Source organism: Acinetobacter gerneri DSM 14967 = CIP 107464 = MTCC 9824, assembly GCF_000368565.1.
GTDB lineage: Bacteria > Pseudomonadota > Gammaproteobacteria > Pseudomonadales > Moraxellaceae > Acinetobacter > Acinetobacter gerneri.
Genome location: NZ_KB849537.1, coordinates 320,122 through 338,908 on the forward strand (window position 1 = coordinate 320,122; position 18,787 = coordinate 338,908).

General features: G+C 38.0%; 23 protein-coding genes. 13 read left to right on the forward strand and 10 right to left on the reverse strand.

What is annotated here, in order from left to right:
- Positions 1 to 3 precede the first annotated feature (3 nt).
- The 3 genes from trhA (at position 4) to F960_RS03180 (ending at position 3,086) form a co-directional block, all read left to right on the forward strand.
- Complete coding sequence (gene trhA, locus F960_RS03170) at positions 4 to 645, forward strand: PAQR family membrane homeostasis protein TrhA (RefSeq protein ID WP_004857407.1); 642 nt, start codon at positions 4 to 6, stop codon at positions 643 to 645.
- Positions 646 to 787: 142 nt separating this feature from the next.
- Entirely contained in the window at positions 788 to 2,101 is a 1,314-nt protein-coding gene (locus F960_RS03175) for an MFS transporter (RefSeq protein WP_004857411.1), read from the forward strand.
- A gap of 118 nt (positions 2,102 to 2,219) precedes the next feature.
- The gene (locus tag F960_RS03180) at positions 2,220 to 3,086 is read left to right on the forward strand and encodes a ribosomal protein L7/L12 (protein WP_004857415.1); all 867 of its coding nucleotides are present in this window, start codon (positions 2,220 to 2,222) and stop codon (positions 3,084 to 3,086) included.
- A 39-nt stretch (positions 3,087 to 3,125) separates the two neighbouring features.
- Here F960_RS03180 and F960_RS03185 read toward each other — a convergent pair whose 3' ends face one another.
- Complete coding sequence (locus F960_RS03185; RefSeq protein ID WP_004857417.1) at positions 3,126 to 4,136, reverse strand: metallophosphoesterase; 1,011 nt, start codon at positions 4,134 to 4,136, stop codon at positions 3,126 to 3,128.
- 155 nt (positions 4,137 to 4,291) lie between these two features.
- Between F960_RS03185 and F960_RS03190 the strand changes: the two genes are divergently transcribed.
- The gene (locus F960_RS03190; protein WP_373854964.1) at positions 4,292 to 5,869 is read left to right on the forward strand and encodes a phospholipase D family protein; all 1,578 of its coding nucleotides are present in this window, start codon (positions 4,292 to 4,294) and stop codon (positions 5,867 to 5,869) included.
- 259 nt (positions 5,870 to 6,128) lie between these two features.
- Here the strand turns inward: F960_RS03190 and F960_RS03195 are convergent, their stop codons facing one another.
- Entirely contained in the window at positions 6,129 to 6,932 is an 804-nt protein-coding gene (locus tag F960_RS03195) for a lysophospholipid acyltransferase family protein (protein WP_020847012.1), read from the reverse strand.
- 407 nt (positions 6,933 to 7,339) lie between these two features.
- Here F960_RS03195 and hflX point away from each other — a divergent pair, with 407 nt between their 5' ends.
- Genes hflX through F960_RS03210 form a run of 3 tightly spaced genes read left to right on the forward strand, consistent with a single transcriptional unit; the run spans position 7,340 to position 9,770 of the window.
- Positions 7,340 to 8,671 carry a ribosome rescue GTPase HflX gene (gene hflX / locus F960_RS03200; protein ID WP_004857426.1) on the forward strand — a complete coding sequence of 444 codons (1,332 nt, stop codon included), beginning with the start codon at positions 7,340 to 7,342 and terminating at the stop codon, positions 8,669 to 8,671.
- A gap of 49 nt (positions 8,672 to 8,720) precedes the next feature.
- Positions 8,721 to 9,092, forward strand: a complete 372-nt coding sequence (locus F960_RS03205) for a hypothetical protein (RefSeq protein ID WP_004857428.1) — start codon at positions 8,721 to 8,723, stop codon at positions 9,090 to 9,092.
- Positions 9,093 to 9,101: 9 nt separating this feature from the next.
- Positions 9,102 to 9,770, forward strand: coding sequence for an LrgB family protein (locus F960_RS03210; protein ID WP_004857431.1), 669 nt, complete (start codon positions 9,102 to 9,104; stop codon positions 9,768 to 9,770).
- A gap of 163 nt (positions 9,771 to 9,933) precedes the next feature.
- Here F960_RS03210 and F960_RS03215 read toward each other — a convergent pair whose 3' ends face one another.
- The 6 genes from F960_RS03215 to F960_RS22220 all read right to left on the reverse strand — a co-directional run bounded on the left by F960_RS03215 (position 9,934) and on the right by F960_RS22220 (position 14,110).
- Positions 9,934 to 10,794 carry a hypothetical protein gene (locus F960_RS03215; RefSeq protein WP_004857433.1) on the reverse strand — a complete coding sequence of 287 codons (861 nt, stop codon included), beginning with the start codon at positions 10,792 to 10,794 and terminating at the stop codon, positions 9,934 to 9,936.
- A 136-nt stretch (positions 10,795 to 10,930) separates the two neighbouring features.
- Entirely contained in the window at positions 10,931 to 11,776 is an 846-nt protein-coding gene (locus F960_RS03220; protein ID WP_004857436.1) for a symmetrical bis(5'-nucleosyl)-tetraphosphatase, read from the reverse strand.
- Complete coding sequence (gene rsmA / locus F960_RS03225; RefSeq protein ID WP_004857438.1) at positions 11,777 to 12,589, reverse strand: 16S rRNA (adenine(1518)-N(6)/adenine(1519)-N(6))-dimethyltransferase RsmA; 813 nt, start codon at positions 12,587 to 12,589, stop codon at positions 11,777 to 11,779.
- A gap of 63 nt (positions 12,590 to 12,652) precedes the next feature.
- Positions 12,653 to 13,621, reverse strand: a complete 969-nt coding sequence (gene pdxA / locus F960_RS03230; RefSeq protein ID WP_004857439.1) for a 4-hydroxythreonine-4-phosphate dehydrogenase PdxA — start codon at positions 13,619 to 13,621, stop codon at positions 12,653 to 12,655.
- A gap of 60 nt (positions 13,622 to 13,681) precedes the next feature.
- Positions 13,682 to 13,840: a hypothetical protein gene (locus tag F960_RS03235; protein WP_154650720.1), complete on the reverse strand. Its 159-nt coding sequence runs from the start codon at positions 13,838 to 13,840 to the stop codon at positions 13,682 to 13,684.
- A 96-nt stretch (positions 13,841 to 13,936) separates the two neighbouring features.
- Positions 13,937 to 14,110: a hypothetical protein gene (locus F960_RS22220; protein WP_004857440.1), complete on the reverse strand. Its 174-nt coding sequence runs from the start codon at positions 14,108 to 14,110 to the stop codon at positions 13,937 to 13,939.
- A gap of 252 nt (positions 14,111 to 14,362) precedes the next feature.
- On the opposite strand from F960_RS22220, the gene rplM reads away from it, so the two are divergent.
- Positions 14,363 to 14,791: a 50S ribosomal protein L13 gene (gene rplM, locus F960_RS03240; RefSeq protein ID WP_004857442.1), complete on the forward strand. Its 429-nt coding sequence runs from the start codon at positions 14,363 to 14,365 to the stop codon at positions 14,789 to 14,791.
- A gap of 12 nt (positions 14,792 to 14,803) precedes the next feature.
- A complete protein-coding gene (rpsI, locus tag F960_RS03245; RefSeq protein WP_004857443.1) occupies positions 14,804 to 15,190 on the forward strand; it encodes a 30S ribosomal protein S9 in 387 nt (128 codons plus the stop codon).
- Between the two features lie 156 nt (positions 15,191 to 15,346).
- On the opposite strand, the gene F960_RS03250 is transcribed toward rpsI, so the two are convergent.
- Entirely contained in the window at positions 15,347 to 15,583 is a 237-nt protein-coding gene (locus F960_RS03250; protein ID WP_004857444.1) for a hypothetical protein, read from the reverse strand.
- A gap of 131 nt (positions 15,584 to 15,714) precedes the next feature.
- Between F960_RS03250 and F960_RS03255 the strand changes: the two genes are divergently transcribed.
- The 3 genes from F960_RS03255 to F960_RS03265 are packed head-to-tail and all read left to right on the forward strand — an operon-like array spanning position 15,715 to position 17,499.
- A complete protein-coding gene (locus F960_RS03255) occupies positions 15,715 to 16,368 on the forward strand; it encodes a glutathione S-transferase N-terminal domain-containing protein (protein WP_004857447.1) in 654 nt (217 codons plus the stop codon).
- Positions 16,369 to 16,390: 22 nt separating this feature from the next.
- Positions 16,391 to 16,819 (forward strand): ClpXP protease specificity-enhancing factor, encoded by a 429-nt coding sequence (locus tag F960_RS03260; RefSeq protein WP_004857449.1) that lies wholly within the window; start codon positions 16,391 to 16,393, stop codon positions 16,817 to 16,819.
- Positions 16,820 to 16,836: 17 nt separating this feature from the next.
- The gene (locus F960_RS03265) at positions 16,837 to 17,499 is read left to right on the forward strand and encodes a hypothetical protein (RefSeq protein WP_004857451.1); all 663 of its coding nucleotides are present in this window, start codon (positions 16,837 to 16,839) and stop codon (positions 17,497 to 17,499) included.
- A gap of 174 nt (positions 17,500 to 17,673) precedes the next feature.
- On the opposite strand, the gene F960_RS03270 is transcribed toward F960_RS03265, so the two are convergent.
- Positions 17,674 to 18,378, reverse strand: a complete 705-nt coding sequence (locus tag F960_RS03270; RefSeq protein WP_004857454.1) for a hypothetical protein — start codon at positions 18,376 to 18,378, stop codon at positions 17,674 to 17,676.
- Positions 18,379 to 18,462: 84 nt separating this feature from the next.
- On the opposite strand from F960_RS03270, the gene F960_RS03275 reads away from it, so the two are divergent.
- The gene (locus F960_RS03275; protein ID WP_004857457.1) at positions 18,463 to 18,786 is read left to right on the forward strand and encodes a hypothetical protein; all 324 of its coding nucleotides are present in this window, start codon (positions 18,463 to 18,465) and stop codon (positions 18,784 to 18,786) included.
- Position 18,787 lies beyond the last annotated feature (1 nt).

Here is an 18,787-nt window from a genome sequence, read left to right on the forward strand (position 1 = left end):
ACTATGACTTCTCAAAATTTAGACATTTACGATCCGAGAGAAGAAAAAATTAATGCGCTAAGTCATGCACTTGGCGCAGTGTTGGCTGTTATTGCCAGTATTTTTATGCTTTTAAAGGGGCATTATCTACCTGCAGGTCAAAATTTCGGCTTATGGGTGTATGCATTCAGCATGATTTTGTTATTTTCTAGCTCTGCTCTCTACCATTTTGCAACCGATCCACATAAGCGTTATTGGTTTAAGAAATTGGACCATACCGCAATCTACTATCTCATCGCAGGAACGTATACGCCTTTTTTGGCAATCGCGATCCCAACCGCCAAAGCACATTATTTGCTAATCGCGCTTTGGGTTATCGCCATAATTGGTACACTTTTCAAGTTAGTTTTCATCAATCGTTTTAATAAAATTTCATTAATCGCTTATTTGGTCATGGGCTGGCTTGCGATCTTCGTTATGGATGATATGAAACATTATTTGAGCCCCGAATGTTTACGACTTTTGATCATAGGTGGCTTGGCATATACGATAGGAGCATTGTTTTATGCTCTAAAAAGAGTAAGATATACTCATGCAATCTGGCATATTTTTGTATTGATTGGTGCAGGAACACAATTTTTGTCCATCTATCTTTACGTTATATAGTTTAATCGACCTTAAATATCAGCGACCCTGAGTGAGAGAAATTAGATTATTATTCCCGTTGTTTTTTTAAGAAATTACGCCTTTTTTAAAAAGATTACGCTTTAGAAAACGAATTTTAATTTTACAAAGTGTAAGGTCCACCATGGCGTTATCATCATCTACCGCAACATCAGAAGTTCAAACCAATTCTAAAACACGTGTTTTATTTGCAAGTCTTGTCGGTACAACAATCGAATTCTTTGACTTTTATATTTATGCAACCGCAGCCGTTATTATTTTTCCGCATCTGTTCTTCCCTGCAAGTACAGATCCAACGACTGCGACAATTCAGTCTTTAGCTACTTTTGCTATTGCGTTTATTGCACGCCCAATCGGTGCGGCGCTGTTCGGACATTTAGGTGACCGTATTGGTCGTAAAGCCACATTGGTTGCTGCCCTCCTCACCATGGGGATTTCTACAGTCTGTATCGGTCTACTTCCGACTTATCATCAAATTGGTATTGTTGCCCCATTATTACTTGCGCTTTGTCGTTTAGGTCAAGGCTTAGGACTTGGCGGTGAATGGAGTGGTGCCGTTTTACTTGCAACTGAAAATGCACCAGAAGGCAAACGTGCTTGGTACGGTATGTTCCCTCAACTTGGCGCACCAATTGGCTTTATTTTAGCGACAGGTTCATTCTTATTGTTAAACTCAGCAATGTCTGATACTGCGTTTATGCAATGGGGATGGCGTATTCCGTTTATTGCAAGTGCTGCACTTGTAATCGTGGGGCTATACATCCGTTTAAAATTGCATGAAACACCTGCTTTTCAAAAAGTGTTAAATAAGCAAAAAGAAGTCAACATTCCGTTTAAAGAAGTAATGACTAAACACTGGAAAATGTTGATTTTAGGTACTATTGCTGCCATTTGTACTTTCGTTGTGTTCTATTTGACGACTGTATTTGCACTCAACTGGGGTACAACCAAACTCGGTTATAACCGTGGTCAGTTCTTAGAATTACAGCTTTTCGCAACACTTTGCTTTGCTGCATTTATTCCACTTTCTGCAGTTTTCGCTGAGAAATTTGGTCGTCGTGCAACCTCTATCGGGGTATGTATCGTTTCTGCTCTATTCGGTTTAGTGTTCTCTAGCATGCTCGAATCAGGCAGTATCGTCGTTGTATTCTTGTTCTTGTGTATTGGTCTTGCCATCATGGGTATGACTTATGGTCCGATCGGGACTGTACTTTCTGAGTTGTTCCCAACTTCAGTACGTTACACAGGTTCTGCGTTGACATTTAACCTTGCTGGCATTTTCGGTGCATCTTTTGCACCATTGATTGCGACAAAACTTGCAACAACTTATGGTCTTTATGCAGTTGGTTATTATCTTACTGCTGCATCGATTCTTTCATTGCTTGCCTTTATCGCAATCCGTGAAACTAAAAATGATGATGTAAATAACCAGATTTAAAGCATCATTTTTCATCAAAGCCAGCTTTTGCTGGCTTTTTTGTTTTCTTGTTAAAAATCATTTTATTTATCATAAAATTGTTTATGCTGATTTTTATTAAAATAATAAGTGATTTCACATGAACAATTTTCTAGATGATCTTCAAGATCAAACACTCATAGATGCAATAGATCTGATCAAGCAAGATCAAAAAATCGAAGCGATCAAATTACTCAGAGATAAGGCAGGTCTAGGCTTAAAAGAAGCCAAAGATTTGGTTGAAGCATTATCCATGCATGCAGGCCCAGAGCGCTCAAATGAGAAGTTCTCAGATGCAAGCTCTTTTGAATCAGTCAATCACGCTTTTTCAAATACCCAACACAGCCAAAATTTTAGCTCGACCAGTCAGATCGAGTATGCATTTAACAATGAAGATTTTGAAAATATCATGCAATTGATCCAAGAAAATCGCCAAGTAGAAGCGATTAAATACATCAAAGATCATTCAAATATGGATTTAAATCAAGCCAAAGCAATGCTGGATAATTTAGAAAATAATTCTAATTTTGCTCAGTTTTCAGATTTTTTAAATCATTCAAAACAAAATAATTTTTCTTCAGTTCAATCAAGCCAAACATTTTCGATCCATATAAACGGTGCTAAAGTCACTTTTAAGGATCAACAATTACAAGAACTCAAAGACCTGATTCAACAAAATCGGAAAATCGAAGCAGTCAAATATGTCAAAGATCACTCTGACTTGGGCTTAAAAGAAGCCAAAGATGTCGTGGAGCAAATGCAAAATTTAAATCACTGGCAACAGCCTTTCAATAATACATCTAAAAACAAAAGTGCATTTTCAAGCCATTCAAATCCACAAAAACCTGAATCCTCATCAACGCCTGAGACGCAAGGCATTGAAAAGAATAAATCAGGTTTAAGCTTATTTAAAATTGTGATCTTTTTTATGCTGATCGGTATGGTGATCAGTCTTTTGCTACGTTAATAACACACGAGCATAACTAAAATGCATTTTTAAATGCTGTTAAGACAACTCAATAATATCAATCGTGGGTGGCACACGAAAACGAAATGGCACGCCGACCATACCAGTCCCGACTGTGACAAAGACATCCGCATTTTCATGGCTATACAAGCCGCGTTTATGCCCCAAAATCGAAACTTTTTTCATGATGTAATTGGTCACCCAAGGCAACTCAACCTGCCCGCCATGCGTGTGTCCCGATAACATCAGTGGACGAGTCGGTAGTTTTGGCACCATATCCACCGTATCAGGATTGTGCGATAAAATCAGCCAAGGTTTGTCTTGAGGGAGATCAGGCATGTAGCGCATATCTGTCTTACCTGCCCACAGATCCCCGATTCCAATCAAACGAAAGCCATCAAACTCAACGATCTTGCCTTCAATGTCCTGCACATTATTACTTTCTAAAGCGTTATGTAATAAAGCTTGGATCGGTGGACCTGGATACTGTTCATCGTGATTGCCATTGACCGAATAAACCGGTGCGTGGATCTCTTTGAGCACTGCCAATTCTTCACAAAGCTTATTTTCAGGTTCGTAAGTCCAATCCCCAGCAACAACGACAATATCAGGATTTTCCTGATTTATTTTTTTGACAATGGTTTTAAGCTGGCGTTCATGCCCTGAAAATAATCCAATATGTAAATCCGCAATCAAAGCTACTTTGACAGGTTGATGAAAAGCATCTTCGGGGCTCAATTTATATTTTAAATGTTTAACTTTGACAAAATGTGGCTCGATAAATCGTGCATAGATCAACAAACAACTTAATAAAAACAAGAAGATGCTTTCTTGGGTCGAAAAATAATCCACCCAACCCGCATACACGCTAAAAAATAACAACGGAAATAATAAATAAGATAAGTAAAATGCAAGCAAATGGACAAATGACTTAAATGGATGAATTGTTTCAGTTCTAGATTGACTTACCCAAGCTTGAGCAACGCCCCAAACGGCCACGATTGCAAAGCAAATGTAAAAATACAGAATGATAGATTGGGTTGTCCACATATTAATCTCTAAACTTAGGAAATTCTTCCCTGTCTGCCCTATGTTTATCTTTTATGACATTGTCATTATACTCTAGCCAGAAGTGTTGTAAGTCAAAAATTATGGATCGAACGCAAATTTTAAAACAAACTCAATCAGCACAAGAGCGAAACAAAGTGCAGCAGCGAAAAGCAGCGTTGATACTCAGCAGCTGCCTTGTACTTACTTTACCTGCTTGCAGCACTTTACCAAAGCAAACTCCGCAGCCTATACAATATGCGTTTGACACTGACACTTCACATACAGAACTTGCACAAATCGTCACGCCTCTCAAAGAGAAAAATTCTGATCTGACAGGATTTCATGTTTTATATGATCCACTTGAGGCTTTGGCAGCGCGTATCCATTTGATTGAAAAGTCACAAAAAACTTTAGACCTACAATATTATATTTGGGACAACGACAAGATTGGCGCTCTGGCATTGTATAAAATCATACAAGCGGCTGATCGTGGCGTAAAAGTCCGTTTATTGATTGATGATAATAATGCCAAATCCATGGAAGGCATCTATCTAGCCCTCAGTCAGCATCAAAATATAGAAGTAAAACTGTTTAACCCCTACCGTTTTCGTTCAGTACGCCCTATTGATATGGTACTGGATTTAAAACGTATTAATCGACGCATGCACAATAAGAGCTTTATTGCGGATAATCAGGTGGCTCTGATCGGTGGTCGAAATATGACTAATCAATATTATAATGCCAGTGATAATTATCAATTTTCTGATGTAGACGTGATGTTGGTCGGTCAAGCGGTAGATGACATTTCACATTCTTTTGATGAATATTGGAATAATAGCTATGCCTATAATGTGCAAAATATCGTCAACTCAAACAAACATCGCTTACGTTATTATGATTTAAAAGAACAACTTGAAAAAAATTATGATGATATTACCACGCAAAATTATCTAAATTTATCCAACAAATCCAATGATTTTGAAAATTGGTTAGAGCACAATGTGCAACTTGATTGGGTTAAGGCAGAAATCGTCAAAGATTCTCCTGACAAAATCAGAGCAAAAGCCAAAAAAGAAGAGCATCTTAACTTCCAATTGACTAAAAATTTGGAAAAACCTGAACATAGCGTTGATCTGATTTCAGCTTATTTTGTGCCAGAAAAAAAAGGCGCAGAACGCTTAAATGATCTCGCTCAAGAAGGTGTTCAAGTTCGTGTATTGACCAACTCTTTTAAAGCCAATGATGTTTTTTTAGTGCATGCTTTTTATCAAAAATATCGAGTAGACCTACTCAAACATGGTGTTGAGTTGTATGAATTTTTACCAGCAATAGATGCTGCAAACCTCAACTCAAATACTGAAGAAATCTCTAAGTCAGTCAAAATCAGTCTAAAAGGTTTAAGCCGTTCTAGCTTGCATGCAAAATTGATGGCTCTGGATGAAAAACAAGTCTTCATTGGTTCATTCAATTTTGATCCCCGTTCAGCCAATCTCAACACTGAAATCGGTGTGATCCTCAATAGCCCACCTCTGGCAAGAGCAGTGCACAATACGATGGATGCCAATCTAAAAAAATATGCATATAAATTGGTGCTTAATCCAGATAATCAAATCAATTGGATTAAAAACGTACCCAATGGCACAAAAATTTATAATAAAGAACCACGGATGAAATGGTGGCAAAGAGCAGGGATTAAGATGATTTCATGGCTACCGATAGAAGGCATGATGTAGATTTTAAATGTGCTTAACGGCCGTTAAACAATTGTTGGAAAATATCCTTGATCAACAGTTGGTGAGGTGCTTGGATTTTTATAATTTATGTGCGCTAAATAAATAATGCTAGATTTTTTGTATTTTAAAATTAATCATTTTGAATAGAATTTCAACTGTCCAATATCAGTTTTAAGCATGACTGATATTGGGCAGTTTTACATCACTTAAATACCTAGACTACAAACACCCAGATTTTAAGCACTTACGTTTTAAACAATTAAACTTTAAGTACTTTCTCTTGTAATGCAGCCAAACCTTCAACCATCGCTTGTTGTACAACTTTGGTTAAAGAATCAACATCATGCCCTTCCGTAGGGATCGCCTCTAAGGCTTGGATATGTGCTGTTACTTTCGGCATTTCCAATACAGCTTTGACATGATCAACAAAAGTAATATCGCCAATAAACGGCGCAACGTTATCTAAATATCCGTCTTTATTCACATAACAAATCAACATAATTTGTACAGGTTTCTGCGCTTCAATCGCAGCACCCAATATCCGACCATGTACTTTTTTAATGCTTTTACCATCGCCAGTGGTTGCTTCTGGGAAAAATAATACAGGAATATCTTGTTTTAAAAATCCAGCGATTTCTTCACGAATCCGCATCGAGTCGCCTGAACCACGCTTGATAAATAATGTTCCGCCACCTTTAGCCAGATTTCCAACGATCGGCCAAGAAGAGATTTCAGCTTTTGCGAGAAAAAATACGCGTGCAGCCGAACCAAAAACAGGAATATCTAGCCATGAAATATGATTGCCTACCCATAGCGCAGGTTGTCTTGGAATATCACCATGTAAGCGTACATCGATATTAAAAACATCACACAAACGGCGACAAAAATATTGTACATAACGTGTATTTTTAGGATTGTTTGGATCTTTATATAAACGATGGCGGTAAACCAAATAAAAACCTTCCGTGACGACTGCCAAGCCTACTGATATTTTCTTAGAATAGAGCCAAAATTTGGCAAAAGCACTCATTTTTTGAGAAGTAGTATTCGTGTCTTGAGTCATAAAATCCACTGAAAAATTCATTACTTAGGTTTATTTTTAAAGCTATCAATGCATGATAAGCAAACTATTGTAACGCTTTATGCAAAGTCTTGCATTGACAGTATCAATCTATCCTTTAAGTTGCTAAAGCCTATAAAGCTCAAGCGTCTTTAACCTAGCTTTGTTTAAGATATCATTTTATTTTATATATCAAATATTTGTATAAAAAATATCAATCCAAATCTGTGGCTACAATTTTGTGTGAGCGATTTTAAAATTTAGACTTTTTTAAAAATACAGATCGACATCATTTATCTCTAAACATTTTCGTATTTAAAGCAACGCACTTAACTCAGATAAACTAAGCAAGTATGACGATTTTCCATTAGAATAGTCTTTTATTTCTATTTTAAAGAGTACGATTATCTGTGGAATATTTTGATCGACATCAAGGCGGTGAACGCGCGATTTTAGTCAGTGTCTCTGTGCAACTTTTAGACGATCTTGATGCCGAAGAGTTTAGCTTACTTGCAAAATCTGCTGGTGCAGAAATTTTAGAACATATACATGCTTCTCGTATCAAGCCCGATCCAAAATTGTTCGTAGGCTCAGGTAAAGCAGAAGAATTAGCTGAACTCGTCAAAAGTTTAGAAGCAGAATTGGCAATTTTTGATCATTCATTATCCCCTGCTCAAGAACGTAATCTAGAAAGAATTTTACAATGCCGTGTTGTAGACCGCACAGGTTTGATTCTGGATATTTTTGCGCAACGTGCCCGTACTCATGAAGGTAAGTTACAAGTCGAACTGGCTCAGCTTGAACATTTATCATCACGTTTAGTCCGAGGCTGGACGCATTTAGAACGTCAAAAAGGTGGGATTGGCTTGCGTGGACCGGGTGAATCTCAGCTTGAGACAGACCGTCGTTTATTGCGTATCCGTATGGGCCAGTTAAAAGATAAACTCGAAAAAGTACGCCAAACTCGTGTACAAGGTCGTGCTGCGCGCCAAAAAGCTTCTGTACCTACCGTATCTTTGGTTGGTTATACCAATGCCGGAAAATCGACTTTATTTAATATATTGGCTGATAGCGAAGTTTATGCAGCAAACCAACTATTTGCCACACTAGACCCAACCTTAAGACGTTTAAATTGGGATGGGATTGGTGCTTTGGTCTTGGCGGATACTGTAGGATTTGTGCGCAATCTACCTCATTCTTTAGTCGAATCCTTTAAAGCGACACTTGAAGAGACTTTGGAAGCGACCTTGTTGTTGCATGTGATTGATAGCAGTAGCCCTGACATGCTTGAACAAATCGATGCAGTTGAATCGGTACTCAAAGAAATCGGTGCGGATGTTCCTGTATTACGTATTTACAATAAAATTGATCAAAGTGGCGATGAAGCCAAGATCATTTATGCGAAACCGCATTTACCAGATCGCGTCTACGTCTCAGCCCATACAGGTCAAGGCTTAGACTTACTCAAGCAAGCTGTCCAAGAATGCTTGATGGGGCAAATTCAAACCTTTGATGTCGTTTTAAAGCCATCTTATGGCAAACTCCGCACACAACTCTATGCGCTCAATGTCATTCAATCTGAAAATTATGATGATGAAGGAAATCTCCATTTGTCTGTAAGCATGGCGCCGCATAAGCTTGAGCAATTGATCAAACAAGCACATTTACCAATCGATCAAATTCTTGGAGATAAAGCAAAACAGTTTCATCGCCCGCTCGAAGAATTTGAAATAAAAAGCTAGATCAGGTAAAAAGTGCTATAGAAGTTTTTACCAGAAAAAATTGAAGAAAATGGAACGGCTAAAACACATTGATTGGCAGGCATGGATTGCAACACTTTCCATCATTATTATCTTTAGAGAAACATCCGTCTGGGTGATGAGCAAATTCAATCATCCAGAACTCGGAAATCTCGTTGGGCTGATCAGTTTATTGATCCTTCTCAGCATTTGGCGCAAATTTAAAAAATTGCCAGCACGCTTGGTCGATACCAACAATAAACTCATGAAAGAAAGCGGCTTCGCCTTTTTGCCGATATGTGCAGGTTCATTGTTAATGCTAGTCAGTATGGGCAAAGAAATTCCATTATTCTTATTCATCCTTTGTGTCAGTACACTGATTCCACTTTGGGTTTACGCCAAAATGGCAAAGAAATGGTTATAGGAGATCACCATGTTTAGTATTCTTGTTGGTTTCCTGATCACGCTCGTTGCCTATCTGGCTGCAAAACCAGTCAATAAACGCTTTCCCCAAGTGCCATTATTGGTCATCGGGATGTTTTTTGTGATTGGAATTTTATTGCTTTTAAGAATTCCCTATGAAAAATACAATGCGGACATGAATGGAATTTTCAGCCACTTGCTGGGCTATGTGACTGTTGCACTCGCCATTCCATTGGCGGCAATGCGTTATGATGATTTACCACTCAAATCAGTAGTCGGAATCTTGGTATTTGCCAGCATCAGTGCTGTTGCTTTACCGATGTCACTTGCCTATATCCTGCATATGTCTGAACCGACAATTATGGCTTTTGCAACACGTGCTGTGACCACACCAATTGCGATCAACATTGCCACGTTGCTGCATTCACCTGTATCACTGGTTATTTTGATCGTGATTTTATCGGGTGTGATTGGTTCAGCATTTTCATCAATTATTTTAAGAAATATCAATGATGAACGTGCTTCAGGTTTAGCATTAGGTTTGGCAGCTCACGCCATCGGTACAGCCCAAGCTTGGCAACGTGGTGCGGTTGCAGGTCGTTATGCCGCTTTTGGTATGGCTGTTAATGCTGTATTTACCGCGATTTGGCTACCTACTTTTATGTTACTCATCAAATAATTATTTGATAAAATTTGTAGAGCAAAAGCCTTACTTTTCATCTTCAAAAAGTAAGGCTTTTCATATACTGCTCTTGAGAAAGTGAGGAAAAAACTTTCCCATTTTCCAAAAAAATCGATGAAAATATTAAGGTCTGTTGAAATACTTGAACGATCAATAATATTTATTTCGATTCAAGCAATTTCTGTAAGTGATCCAAACCATTCAATTGCAAGGGTGTACCCACTGGTGCTGGAATAGCCAATGCAAAATTGGTTTGCAATGATTGAGCAAAATTGCCGCTATACACTTTTGTTCCTTGATGGGTCAAATTGGATAAGGCATCAACATATATTTTTCCACCCATATTTTCCCATAAACGGCAGAAATAATAATCTTCTGATAAATATCGTTTTGTATCAGGATCGACCATCACATCAAAAAAGCGATAATGTAAACCTTGATCAACAAGTCCTAAATTATCAGGAACATATTGCAATTCTGGATACTGCGCCATCATTCGTAAAAAAACATCGCGTTTGATACACATCATCCCTGTCGGTGCTTCACTCAACTCTAAAAAGCCATCTTCTTGAATATTGAACTCTAACTTTTCAGCATTATCTTTATTTCGTGCATTGACAGTATAGCGTTGATACATATTTGAAAATTGCTGAGCCGTCATGCCTTCTGGTAATCCACCCTCTGGCCATTGATCCGTTTTCAGCGGATAAACTCCCGCAGCGATATCATAGTCTGATAGTAAAAGTCGAAAAATAGCCTCAGGTTGAAAGCCTATATCTGAGTCAATCCAAACCAAATGAGTCCATTCTGGATTTGCTAAAAACTGCGCTACGCAATTATTACGCGCGCGGGTAATCAGACTCTCCCCCTGCATCAGTAAGAACTGAACAGGTAAACCATTTGCCAGTGCTTGCTGATAAAAATTTAATAGGGAATTCACATAATTAAAAAAGAATTTTCCATCATGACTAGGTGTCACAATCAATGGATACATTGCTTTTAGTTGTTCTTTCTCTAGCATCGTAAATTTTTCCTATCTATTATTTTTAGGCGTATTTTCAATAAAGATACATTAACAATTATTGATTAAAATGCATTATTTATTTATCAAATTTTCCATAAAAAAAGCTCCATTTCGGAGCTTTTTTGAACGACCCTTAAAATAAAGGATTATCGACTTTAAAACTTTGCTGATCTTCAAGGCGATAGGCGATCAACTGATGCCCCCAAACGCAGCCACCATCTACATTTTGAATGTGTGGATTGATGGTTTTACCTTGTAGCGCCGCCCAATGTCCAAAAATAATCTGATGAGTTTGAGCTGCCTTAGAATCAAATTCAAACCACGGCTGAAAACCTTCAGGCATTGGCTCATCCAAAGCGTCTTTAAAGCTAAATTCTAAACGCCCATGTTGATCAGTCAAACGCATACGAGTGAGATAATTGGTGATGACACGTAAGCGTTCATTGCCAGTCAAATCATTCGACCATAAATCGGGTTCTGCCCCATACATTTCACGTAAAAAATGATCTAAAACATCATAATTTTCATGTGAAATAATAGCTTGTACTTCCGCAGCCAAAGCAAATGTTTGCTCGGCATCCCAAATACACGGAATACCTGCATGCGTTAAAATCGTTTGCTCATTTGGATATAAACACAAAGGTTGTTTGCGTAGCCAATCAATCAATTCATCACTATCAATAGCATCTATCACGTCTTGTGTATTGTCTTTGGCTTTAATCGCTTTGATGCCTCGAGCACATGCCAAAAGATTGAGATCATGATTGCCCAATACTGTTGCAGCAGAACCACGCTCACACATTTTTTTGATAAAACGTAATGCACCAATCGAGTTTTCACCACGTGCAACCAAATCACCAGCAAACCAAATAAAATCTTGATCTGGGTCAAAATGAATCTGTTTGAGCAATGCTTTTAAGGCTTCAAAACAACCTTGAACATCACCAATCACATAGTTATAGCGAATGTCCCCTGCCATTTAAGCCACCATTTGATCTGCTAAAGCAACGAATTGAGCGAGGGTCAAGGTTTCAGGACGTGCCATAGGATCTACACCCGCATTTTCAAAACCGTCTTCAACCAGCATGCCTTTTAAACTATTGCGCAAAGTTTTACGGCGTTGAGTAAAGACATGTCCAACCAAACGTGCCAATGCTTTCTCATTTTTCGCCACAATTGGTTTTGTTGCATAAGGTTCTAAACGAAAAACCGCAGAAGTCACTTTTGGTGGCGGATTGAATGATCCAGGTGGAACTTCAAATAAAAATGTCGGTTTGCAAAAGTATTGAATCATTACAGACAAACGACCATATTCTTTCGTATTTGGCGAAGCCGTAATGCGATCAACCACCTCTTTTTGTAGCATAAAATGCATGTCTTTGATTTTGTCGCCAAATTCCAAGAGATGAAAAAGTAGTGGTGTCGAAATATTATATGGAAGATTACCCACAACGCGAAGTGGACGATCATCTTCAATCAATTGATTGAAATCGTATTTTAAAGCATCTGTTTCAACAATGGTTAAACGCTCAGGATGTGGCACACGACCCGGCAGACCTGCAGCCAAATCACGGTCTAGCTCTAGCACAGTCAGTGCATCACATTCACCAATCAATGGTGAAGTAAGCGCAGCCAAACCCGGTCCAATTTCAACCACATTGTCCCCTGCACGCGGGCTCACCGCGCGGACAATTTTTGCAATCACACGTTGGTCATGTAAAAAGTTTTGACCAAAACGCTTACGAGTATGATGCCCTTCATCTTTTGGGTTTAAGGCATTGATTTGATACATAGAATTTCCAACGTGATGTGCTAATAACAACGAATAACAATAAATATTTTCAAAAAATGACGATCAGTGACGAGCCAAATCTAGCGCAAGATCCACTGCAACATGCAGACTAGAGCTTTTTGCTTGACCTGTTCCTGCTAGACTCAGTGCAGTACCATGATCGACAGAAGTTCGTATAAACGGCAAACCGAGCGTGATATTGATCGCCTCACCGAAGCCTTGTGATTTTAACACAGGTAAGCCTTGATCGTGATACATCGCCAAAACGGCATCTGCATCTTTTAAATGTTCAGGGGTAAACAACGTATCTGCTGGCAAACTTAAACTCAAATTGATGCCATTTTCACGGTAAGTTTCCAACACAGGATTGATCGTATCAATTTCCTCATGTCCCAAATAACCGCCCTCACCTGCATGCGGATTTAAGCCACAAACTAAGATATGAGGATGTTGTATTTTAAATTTGGCTTTTAAATCAAGTAGTAAAATATCAATCACTTGATGCAAACGCTCTTGAGTAATCGCATCAGCCACATCTCTTAATGGTAAATGTGTGGTTGCGAGCGCTACACGTAAAGTTTTGGTCGCCAACATCATGACCACACGTTCAACGCCTGCAAACTCCTGATAATATTCAGTATGTCCACTAAAATGGATACCAGCATCATTGATAATGGATTTTTGAACAGGCGCAGTTGCTACACCTACGCTTTTGCCTTGCATCGCATAATCAGCTGAACGGCGTAATTGCTCCAAGACATAAGCTGAATTTTGTGCATTTAATTCACCTAAAACCACAGCTTCATTTAGAGCAATATGCTCAACATACAATTGACCTTTGCCTGAAGATTCAGTTTGACCTTTATACTCAATCAATTCGACATTTTGCTTTAAGATCTGAGCACGATCACTGAGCATATTTAAATCTGCGAGAACCACGATTGGGCGTTCATCGACACGATCAGCTAAGCTTAAACAAATATCAGGTCCAATTCCTGCAGGTTCACCACTGGTGATATATAAAGGAAGCATTGATTGACTCTAGAGTTAAGACTGGCACTAAGCTAATTATACATCCATCTAGAAGATAAATCAGTGTCCCCAGTTAAGTTGAAAATGAGAATCTAACCATCCCACATAATGCAACAACTCTGAAATACTCATCACCGCAAAGCTAAGCAGACAAAACTTGAAAATATTTTTCCATAAGTTTTTATGCATTTTTGCGTAATCCTCATTTGGTAAAGTCATAAATGCGATTCCACCAATCACAGGAATCACGCAAACGAGTATTGCTCCTCCTGAAAATATACCGATAATCAAGACATCAATAAATGCATCATATCCTCACATTGCGCCAGTGATTAAAAATATGAATGCAGTGAAATATAATAATGAGGCAACAAAACCTGTAAAAAATTTATTTATTTTTGAATACTGTGTCGGTGGAGCGTCCATCGAGTTTTCTTCTTGTAATTGATTGCTTGGTAATTTGCTCTGTTCTGATTCTAAATTTGGCATCATTTTCTCATTCTATTTAAAAATTCAATTATTTTTGATCAAAAAAGTGATCTGATTCTCATAATAGCAAGCAACAACATCCTTTTAATACAGCAAATCACACTTCCCTTTCAAACAAGACCAAATTCTATTAAAATATTTCGCTTGAAATACGTATTTCGATTGTAATTCTAACGACATTCAGATAGAATTCGCTCTCCTTTTGTTTGGACAGATTCCACCGTCCAAACCAACTATAATAGGTAGTGGTTAATGAAAACTCTCAGCGCTAAGCCTGCTGAAGTACAACACGACTGGTACGTTGTTGATGCTTCTGGCAAAACTTTAGGTCGCCTTGCGACTGAAATCGCTCGTCGTTTACGCGGTAAGCACAAAACTTCTTATACTCCTCACGTTGACACTGGTGACTATATCGTTGTGATCAATGCTGAGCAAGTTCAAGTTACTGGTAACAAGTCACTTGACAAAAAATACTATCGCCACACTGAATTCCCAGGCGGTTTAAAAGAAACTAACTTTGAAAAATTAGTTGCTCATAAACCTGAAGAAATCTTCCAACGTGCTGTAAAAGGTATGTTGCCGAAAGGTCCTCTTGGTTATGCAATGATCAAGAAAATGAAAGTGTACGCTGGTAGCGAGCATCCACATACTGCTCAACAGCCACAAGTTTTGGACATCTAAGGGATACAGCACATGGCTACTAATTATGGTACAGGTCGCCGTAAGACCGCAACTGCACGTGTTTTCTTATCAGCTGGTACAGGTAAACTCGTAATTAACAACCGTACTCTTGAGCAATATTTCGGTCGTGAAACTGCTCGTATGGTTGTACGTCAACCTTTAGAGCTTTTAGAAGCTACTGAAAAATATGACCTTTACATCACTGTTGCTGGTGGTGGTATCGGTGGTCAAGCAGGCGCTATCCGTCACGGTATTACTCGTGCATTGATCGCTTCTGACGACACTTTAAAACCTGCTCTTCGTCAAGCTGGTTTCGTTACTCGTGATGCTCGTGAAGTTGAACGTAAGAAACTTGGTTTACGTAAAGCTCGTAAACGTCCTCAATTCTCTAAACGTTAATTCGTTTACCGAATCGGACAAAAAACCTCGGATTTTCCGAGGTTTTTTATGGGCGAGAATTTTAGCTGACAACGCAATTCAGTTGTGAAATGTCAACAGACCCTAAGCTAATCATTATCTTGAGTCGCAACAGCATCGATTGAATCCTTTGTATGCTCAGTAATAACAAGCATCAGCGTCGGGATTCTCTGCACAAGGTACAGCAACAGTACAATTATCGATACCCGCACATGGATCGCTATTTGGCGCAGGTTGGTAATCCTCATCTGGTATATCAGTCCCTGCTGTCATTGGATGTGTCGCAATATCGACCGCTTCATCATCTGCATTTTCAGCAAAGCTAAAACTTGAAATTCCAAATAAAAATAGACATAACACAATCTTATTTTTCATATACATTTCCCTCTTACATTCTCGTCAATTTGAAAATATCTATTTCATCATGCATCTTCAAAAAGTATCCGTGATTTTATGGCGCATTTTTAGTATCCTATAGCCCATTCACTCTGCTATGTTTTTGGAATATGACCGTCGAAAACGCCCCGCTTCAAGGAATTACACTTTATAGCCATGCAGATGATTTCCGCTCCCATTGGATTAGATTAATTCTTGCTGAAAAGCAAATTAAACACAATCTGATTATTAGTGAAGATGAAGACGAAGATGTTGCAAGTCTAAATCCCTATAATCGTTTGCCAATGTTGATAGAAAATGACCTGAAACTGTTCAATACTACGATTATTGCTGAATATGTAGATGATCGTTATCGACAAAATAAACTTTATGCCGATGCTCCTGCACCACGCGCAGAACAAAGACAATATATTTGGCGTTTTGAACAAGATTGGTTTCGCCTAGCAGATATCATGCTCTGCCATCCTGATACCCTCAATGCCGATGCGAAAAAGAAAGCACAAAAACAACTTCGTGATACACTGATCTCATTAACACCATTATTTCAACATTTTCCATACTTTATGTCGGAAAATTTTACAATTTTAGATTGCATGTTAGCGCCAATTTTCATACGGTTAAAACAGATGGGAATTGAACTGCCTGCACAACAATGCCGACCAATACTTTTATATTGCCAACGCATTTTTAGTCGCCCTGCTTTTCAGAAATCAATGACATTTCAAGAAAAGAATCGCTACGGCGCACTTCTTCCCAAATCTTAGCAAATCAAATGAGTAATTTCTGATGTCTGAACAAGAATTAAACTTAACTCCTAGTCGTCCATATCTTGCCCGCGCAATTTATGAATGGATTTGCGATAACAACTTAACGCCTTATTTGTTGGTGGATGCGACCATACCTTATACCGATGTCCCACAACAGTTTGTTAATGATGGACAAATCGTACTCAACATCGTTCCACATGCCGTACATAAGCTCAATATGAGTAATGAGGCTGTGACATTCTCTGCTCGATTTGGTGGCGTATCGCAGGATATTTATGTTCCGATTCAAGCAGTTTTAGGGCTATACGCGCGTGAAAATGGACAAGGTTTATTCTTTGACCCTGACGAATATGCCAATGTCAAAGTAGATGAAAATACTTTAGAATCAAATACAACTGAAGATCCCGAAGCACCTAAGAAAAAACCGAGTCTTCGTATATTAGATTGATGCATTAGGAGAAAAATATGGCTTTTGATTTAGTACAATACTTTGCTGAGCAGATTAAAATTCAAAAGCCTCAGCTCCTCAATCAGTTAGATCCTGAGGATAGAAAATCAAATTTACTTGAAATCAATGCTCTCACTTTGGCTAAATTGGTCAGTCTTTGGAAAAAAGATGATAATCGTTTGTATCAGGAAATAAGCCAGCCTGATGACCTTTATGTGCAGGAAATTGCCCGCCATCTCACGACATCAAAGCACAATCAATCACCGCTCAATAAGCCTGATTTAGAACAAGCCATTTCTGAAGTGCTTAACTTGCAAATTCATGAATTAAAACAATTAGATCAAACAGGAAACTTTGGTAAAGAAGGCCTAAAAGAGCTGATTTTAGGGCAAATTGAACATTTATCAGGGCAAGCTGATGATTGGGTTTGGACAACAAGTGATCTAACAGAACTACATGGTTCTAAACCTATTCATCAAGAAGAGATATCATTAGATGAAACGATGAAGGAGTTTAATCAAATGGTGAATACACAAAATGCGGCACATGATGATGTGCATGCAACAGTTGAAGTTGCCCCACAAAAAAATCCTACTTGGGCAAAAGTTGCTGAGCCTCTTGTAGCACTTGTGGTACTTTGGGTTTTATTTGATGCCCTAATGAAATATGTATTTCATTAATTTTTGAGCTCAATATCAAAGAGAACCAAGAGGTTCTCTTTATTTTGGCTTTCTGCTTGATCTAAAATATTAATCTGAGCGAAATTGCTCAATGCTAAAGTCGGTCTGTTGCATTTCAACAAAAGCATAAGCAGTTAATTTTGATTAAAATAACAAAATAAAAATTGATAATGATCATGTTTGATCAAAGCAAAACTCAGTCGTGACCTCTTGAAATGTTAATGGTTTATGATGGCTATTTTGGATATGACCTGAGATATATTCATCTTTAGTCTGAAAAAAGATGTCAAAACTTTTGCTCATAAATGGATCTTGCTGGCTCTGTTTCTGATAGATTGGCGCAAGGCGACGAATATAGTAATTAATCCACTCTATTTGATTGAGAAAAACAGAATAATCTTTTAGATCTTTATAAAGATTTTCTAGTTCCTGAGAAATCGCTTCAATATTTGGATGAAATAACCAAACCGTAATATCCATTGAAGGGATTGCAGTCAGTGTATACGGCTGTTCTAGATCGAAACGTTCTACTTTATATAGCTGTGCCCCACTTTCATTGTAACAAGAGCATAGAAGCTTAGTATTTTCAACTTGAAAATACCCTTTCCCTATTTCTTCTTCCCGAATTTGCCTTGAAATATCCAAGCATTGTGAAAGCTTACTGAGATCTGAATGGGTGTGTTTTTTAAAGATTTCAATTGCCTTGCTAATGACATAACCTTCACCAGTGCCAGTAATGATACCTTTATCCCACAGATGTGTTTTGGAATCTTTTTCAGGACTAAAATGAATTTTACCATTTTCTTTTAAAACAACTTTTTTGTTGTCTGCTGTAATAATAATGCTATCATTCAGCTGTATGGCTATAATAAACGTCATATTAATATATAAAAATTAATTATTTAGTACTTATATTAGTTCATTTTGAACTAAATTTTTAGAAATTTATAAGAAAGGTGGCTTATGGCTGGGGGCTCTCAAATTATTATCAATAAAAATGGTATTCGCATTATTACGCCTGCAAAATTTGAGGTCAATGCTGGACAACATTTATTTAAACGTGGAACAAAAGTGTCAATGCAACTTCCCTTTCTTCCGGAAGGTACACATTATAATTTAAAGTATTTATTCACTGATGATGATGGCATTCCATATAAAAATATAGCATATACCGCAACTTATCCGAATGGATCTGAAATTAAAGGTATAACTGACCAAGATGGCTATTCGTCTACATTTTTTTCAAGTGAAGAAAAAGATATACAAATTCATTTGGAGTTAGAATAAA

Coding starts and splice junctions, on each gene's coding strand:
- trhA (WP_004857407.1), top strand. CDS start 4: ATGACTTCTCAAAATTTAGACATTTACGATCCGAGAGAAGAAAAAATT.
- F960_RS03175 (WP_004857411.1), top strand. CDS start 788: ATGGCGTTATCATCATCTACCGCAACATCAGAAGTTCAAACCAATTCT.
- F960_RS03180 (WP_004857415.1), top strand. CDS start 2,220: ATGAACAATTTTCTAGATGATCTTCAAGATCAAACACTCATAGATGCA.
- F960_RS03185 (WP_004857417.1), bottom strand. CDS start 4,136: ATGTGGACAACCCAATCTATCATTCTGTATTTTTACATTTGCTTTGCA.
- F960_RS03195 (WP_020847012.1), bottom strand. CDS start 6,932: ATGACTCAAGACACGAATACTACTTCTCAAAAAATGAGTGCTTTTGCC.
- F960_RS03205 (WP_004857428.1), top strand. CDS start 8,721: ATGGAACGGCTAAAACACATTGATTGGCAGGCATGGATTGCAACACTT.
- F960_RS03210 (WP_004857431.1), top strand. CDS start 9,102: ATGTTTAGTATTCTTGTTGGTTTCCTGATCACGCTCGTTGCCTATCTG.
- F960_RS03215 (WP_004857433.1), bottom strand. CDS start 10,794: ATGCTAGAGAAAGAACAACTAAAAGCAATGTATCCATTGATTGTGACA.
- F960_RS03220 (WP_004857436.1), bottom strand. CDS start 11,776: ATGGCAGGGGACATTCGCTATAACTATGTGATTGGTGATGTTCAAGGT.
- rsmA (WP_004857438.1), bottom strand. CDS start 12,589: ATGTATCAAATCAATGCCTTAAACCCAAAAGATGAAGGGCATCATACT.
- pdxA (WP_004857439.1), bottom strand. CDS start 13,621: ATGCTTCCTTTATATATCACCAGTGGTGAACCTGCAGGAATTGGACCT.
- F960_RS03235 (WP_154650720.1), bottom strand. CDS start 13,840: ATGACTTTACCAAATGAGGATTACGCAAAAATGCATAAAAACTTATGG.
- F960_RS22220 (WP_004857440.1), bottom strand. CDS start 14,110: ATGCCAAATTTAGAATCAGAACAGAGCAAATTACCAAGCAATCAATTA.
- rplM (WP_004857442.1), top strand. CDS start 14,363: ATGAAAACTCTCAGCGCTAAGCCTGCTGAAGTACAACACGACTGGTAC.
- rpsI (WP_004857443.1), top strand. CDS start 14,804: ATGGCTACTAATTATGGTACAGGTCGCCGTAAGACCGCAACTGCACGT.
- F960_RS03250 (WP_004857444.1), bottom strand. CDS start 15,583: ATGAAAAATAAGATTGTGTTATGTCTATTTTTATTTGGAATTTCAAGT.
- F960_RS03255 (WP_004857447.1), top strand. CDS start 15,715: ATGACCGTCGAAAACGCCCCGCTTCAAGGAATTACACTTTATAGCCAT.
- F960_RS03260 (WP_004857449.1), top strand. CDS start 16,391: ATGTCTGAACAAGAATTAAACTTAACTCCTAGTCGTCCATATCTTGCC.
- F960_RS03265 (WP_004857451.1), top strand. CDS start 16,837: ATGGCTTTTGATTTAGTACAATACTTTGCTGAGCAGATTAAAATTCAA.
- F960_RS03270 (WP_004857454.1), bottom strand. CDS start 18,378: ATGACGTTTATTATAGCCATACAGCTGAATGATAGCATTATTATTACA.
- F960_RS03275 (WP_004857457.1), top strand. CDS start 18,463: ATGGCTGGGGGCTCTCAAATTATTATCAATAAAAATGGTATTCGCATT.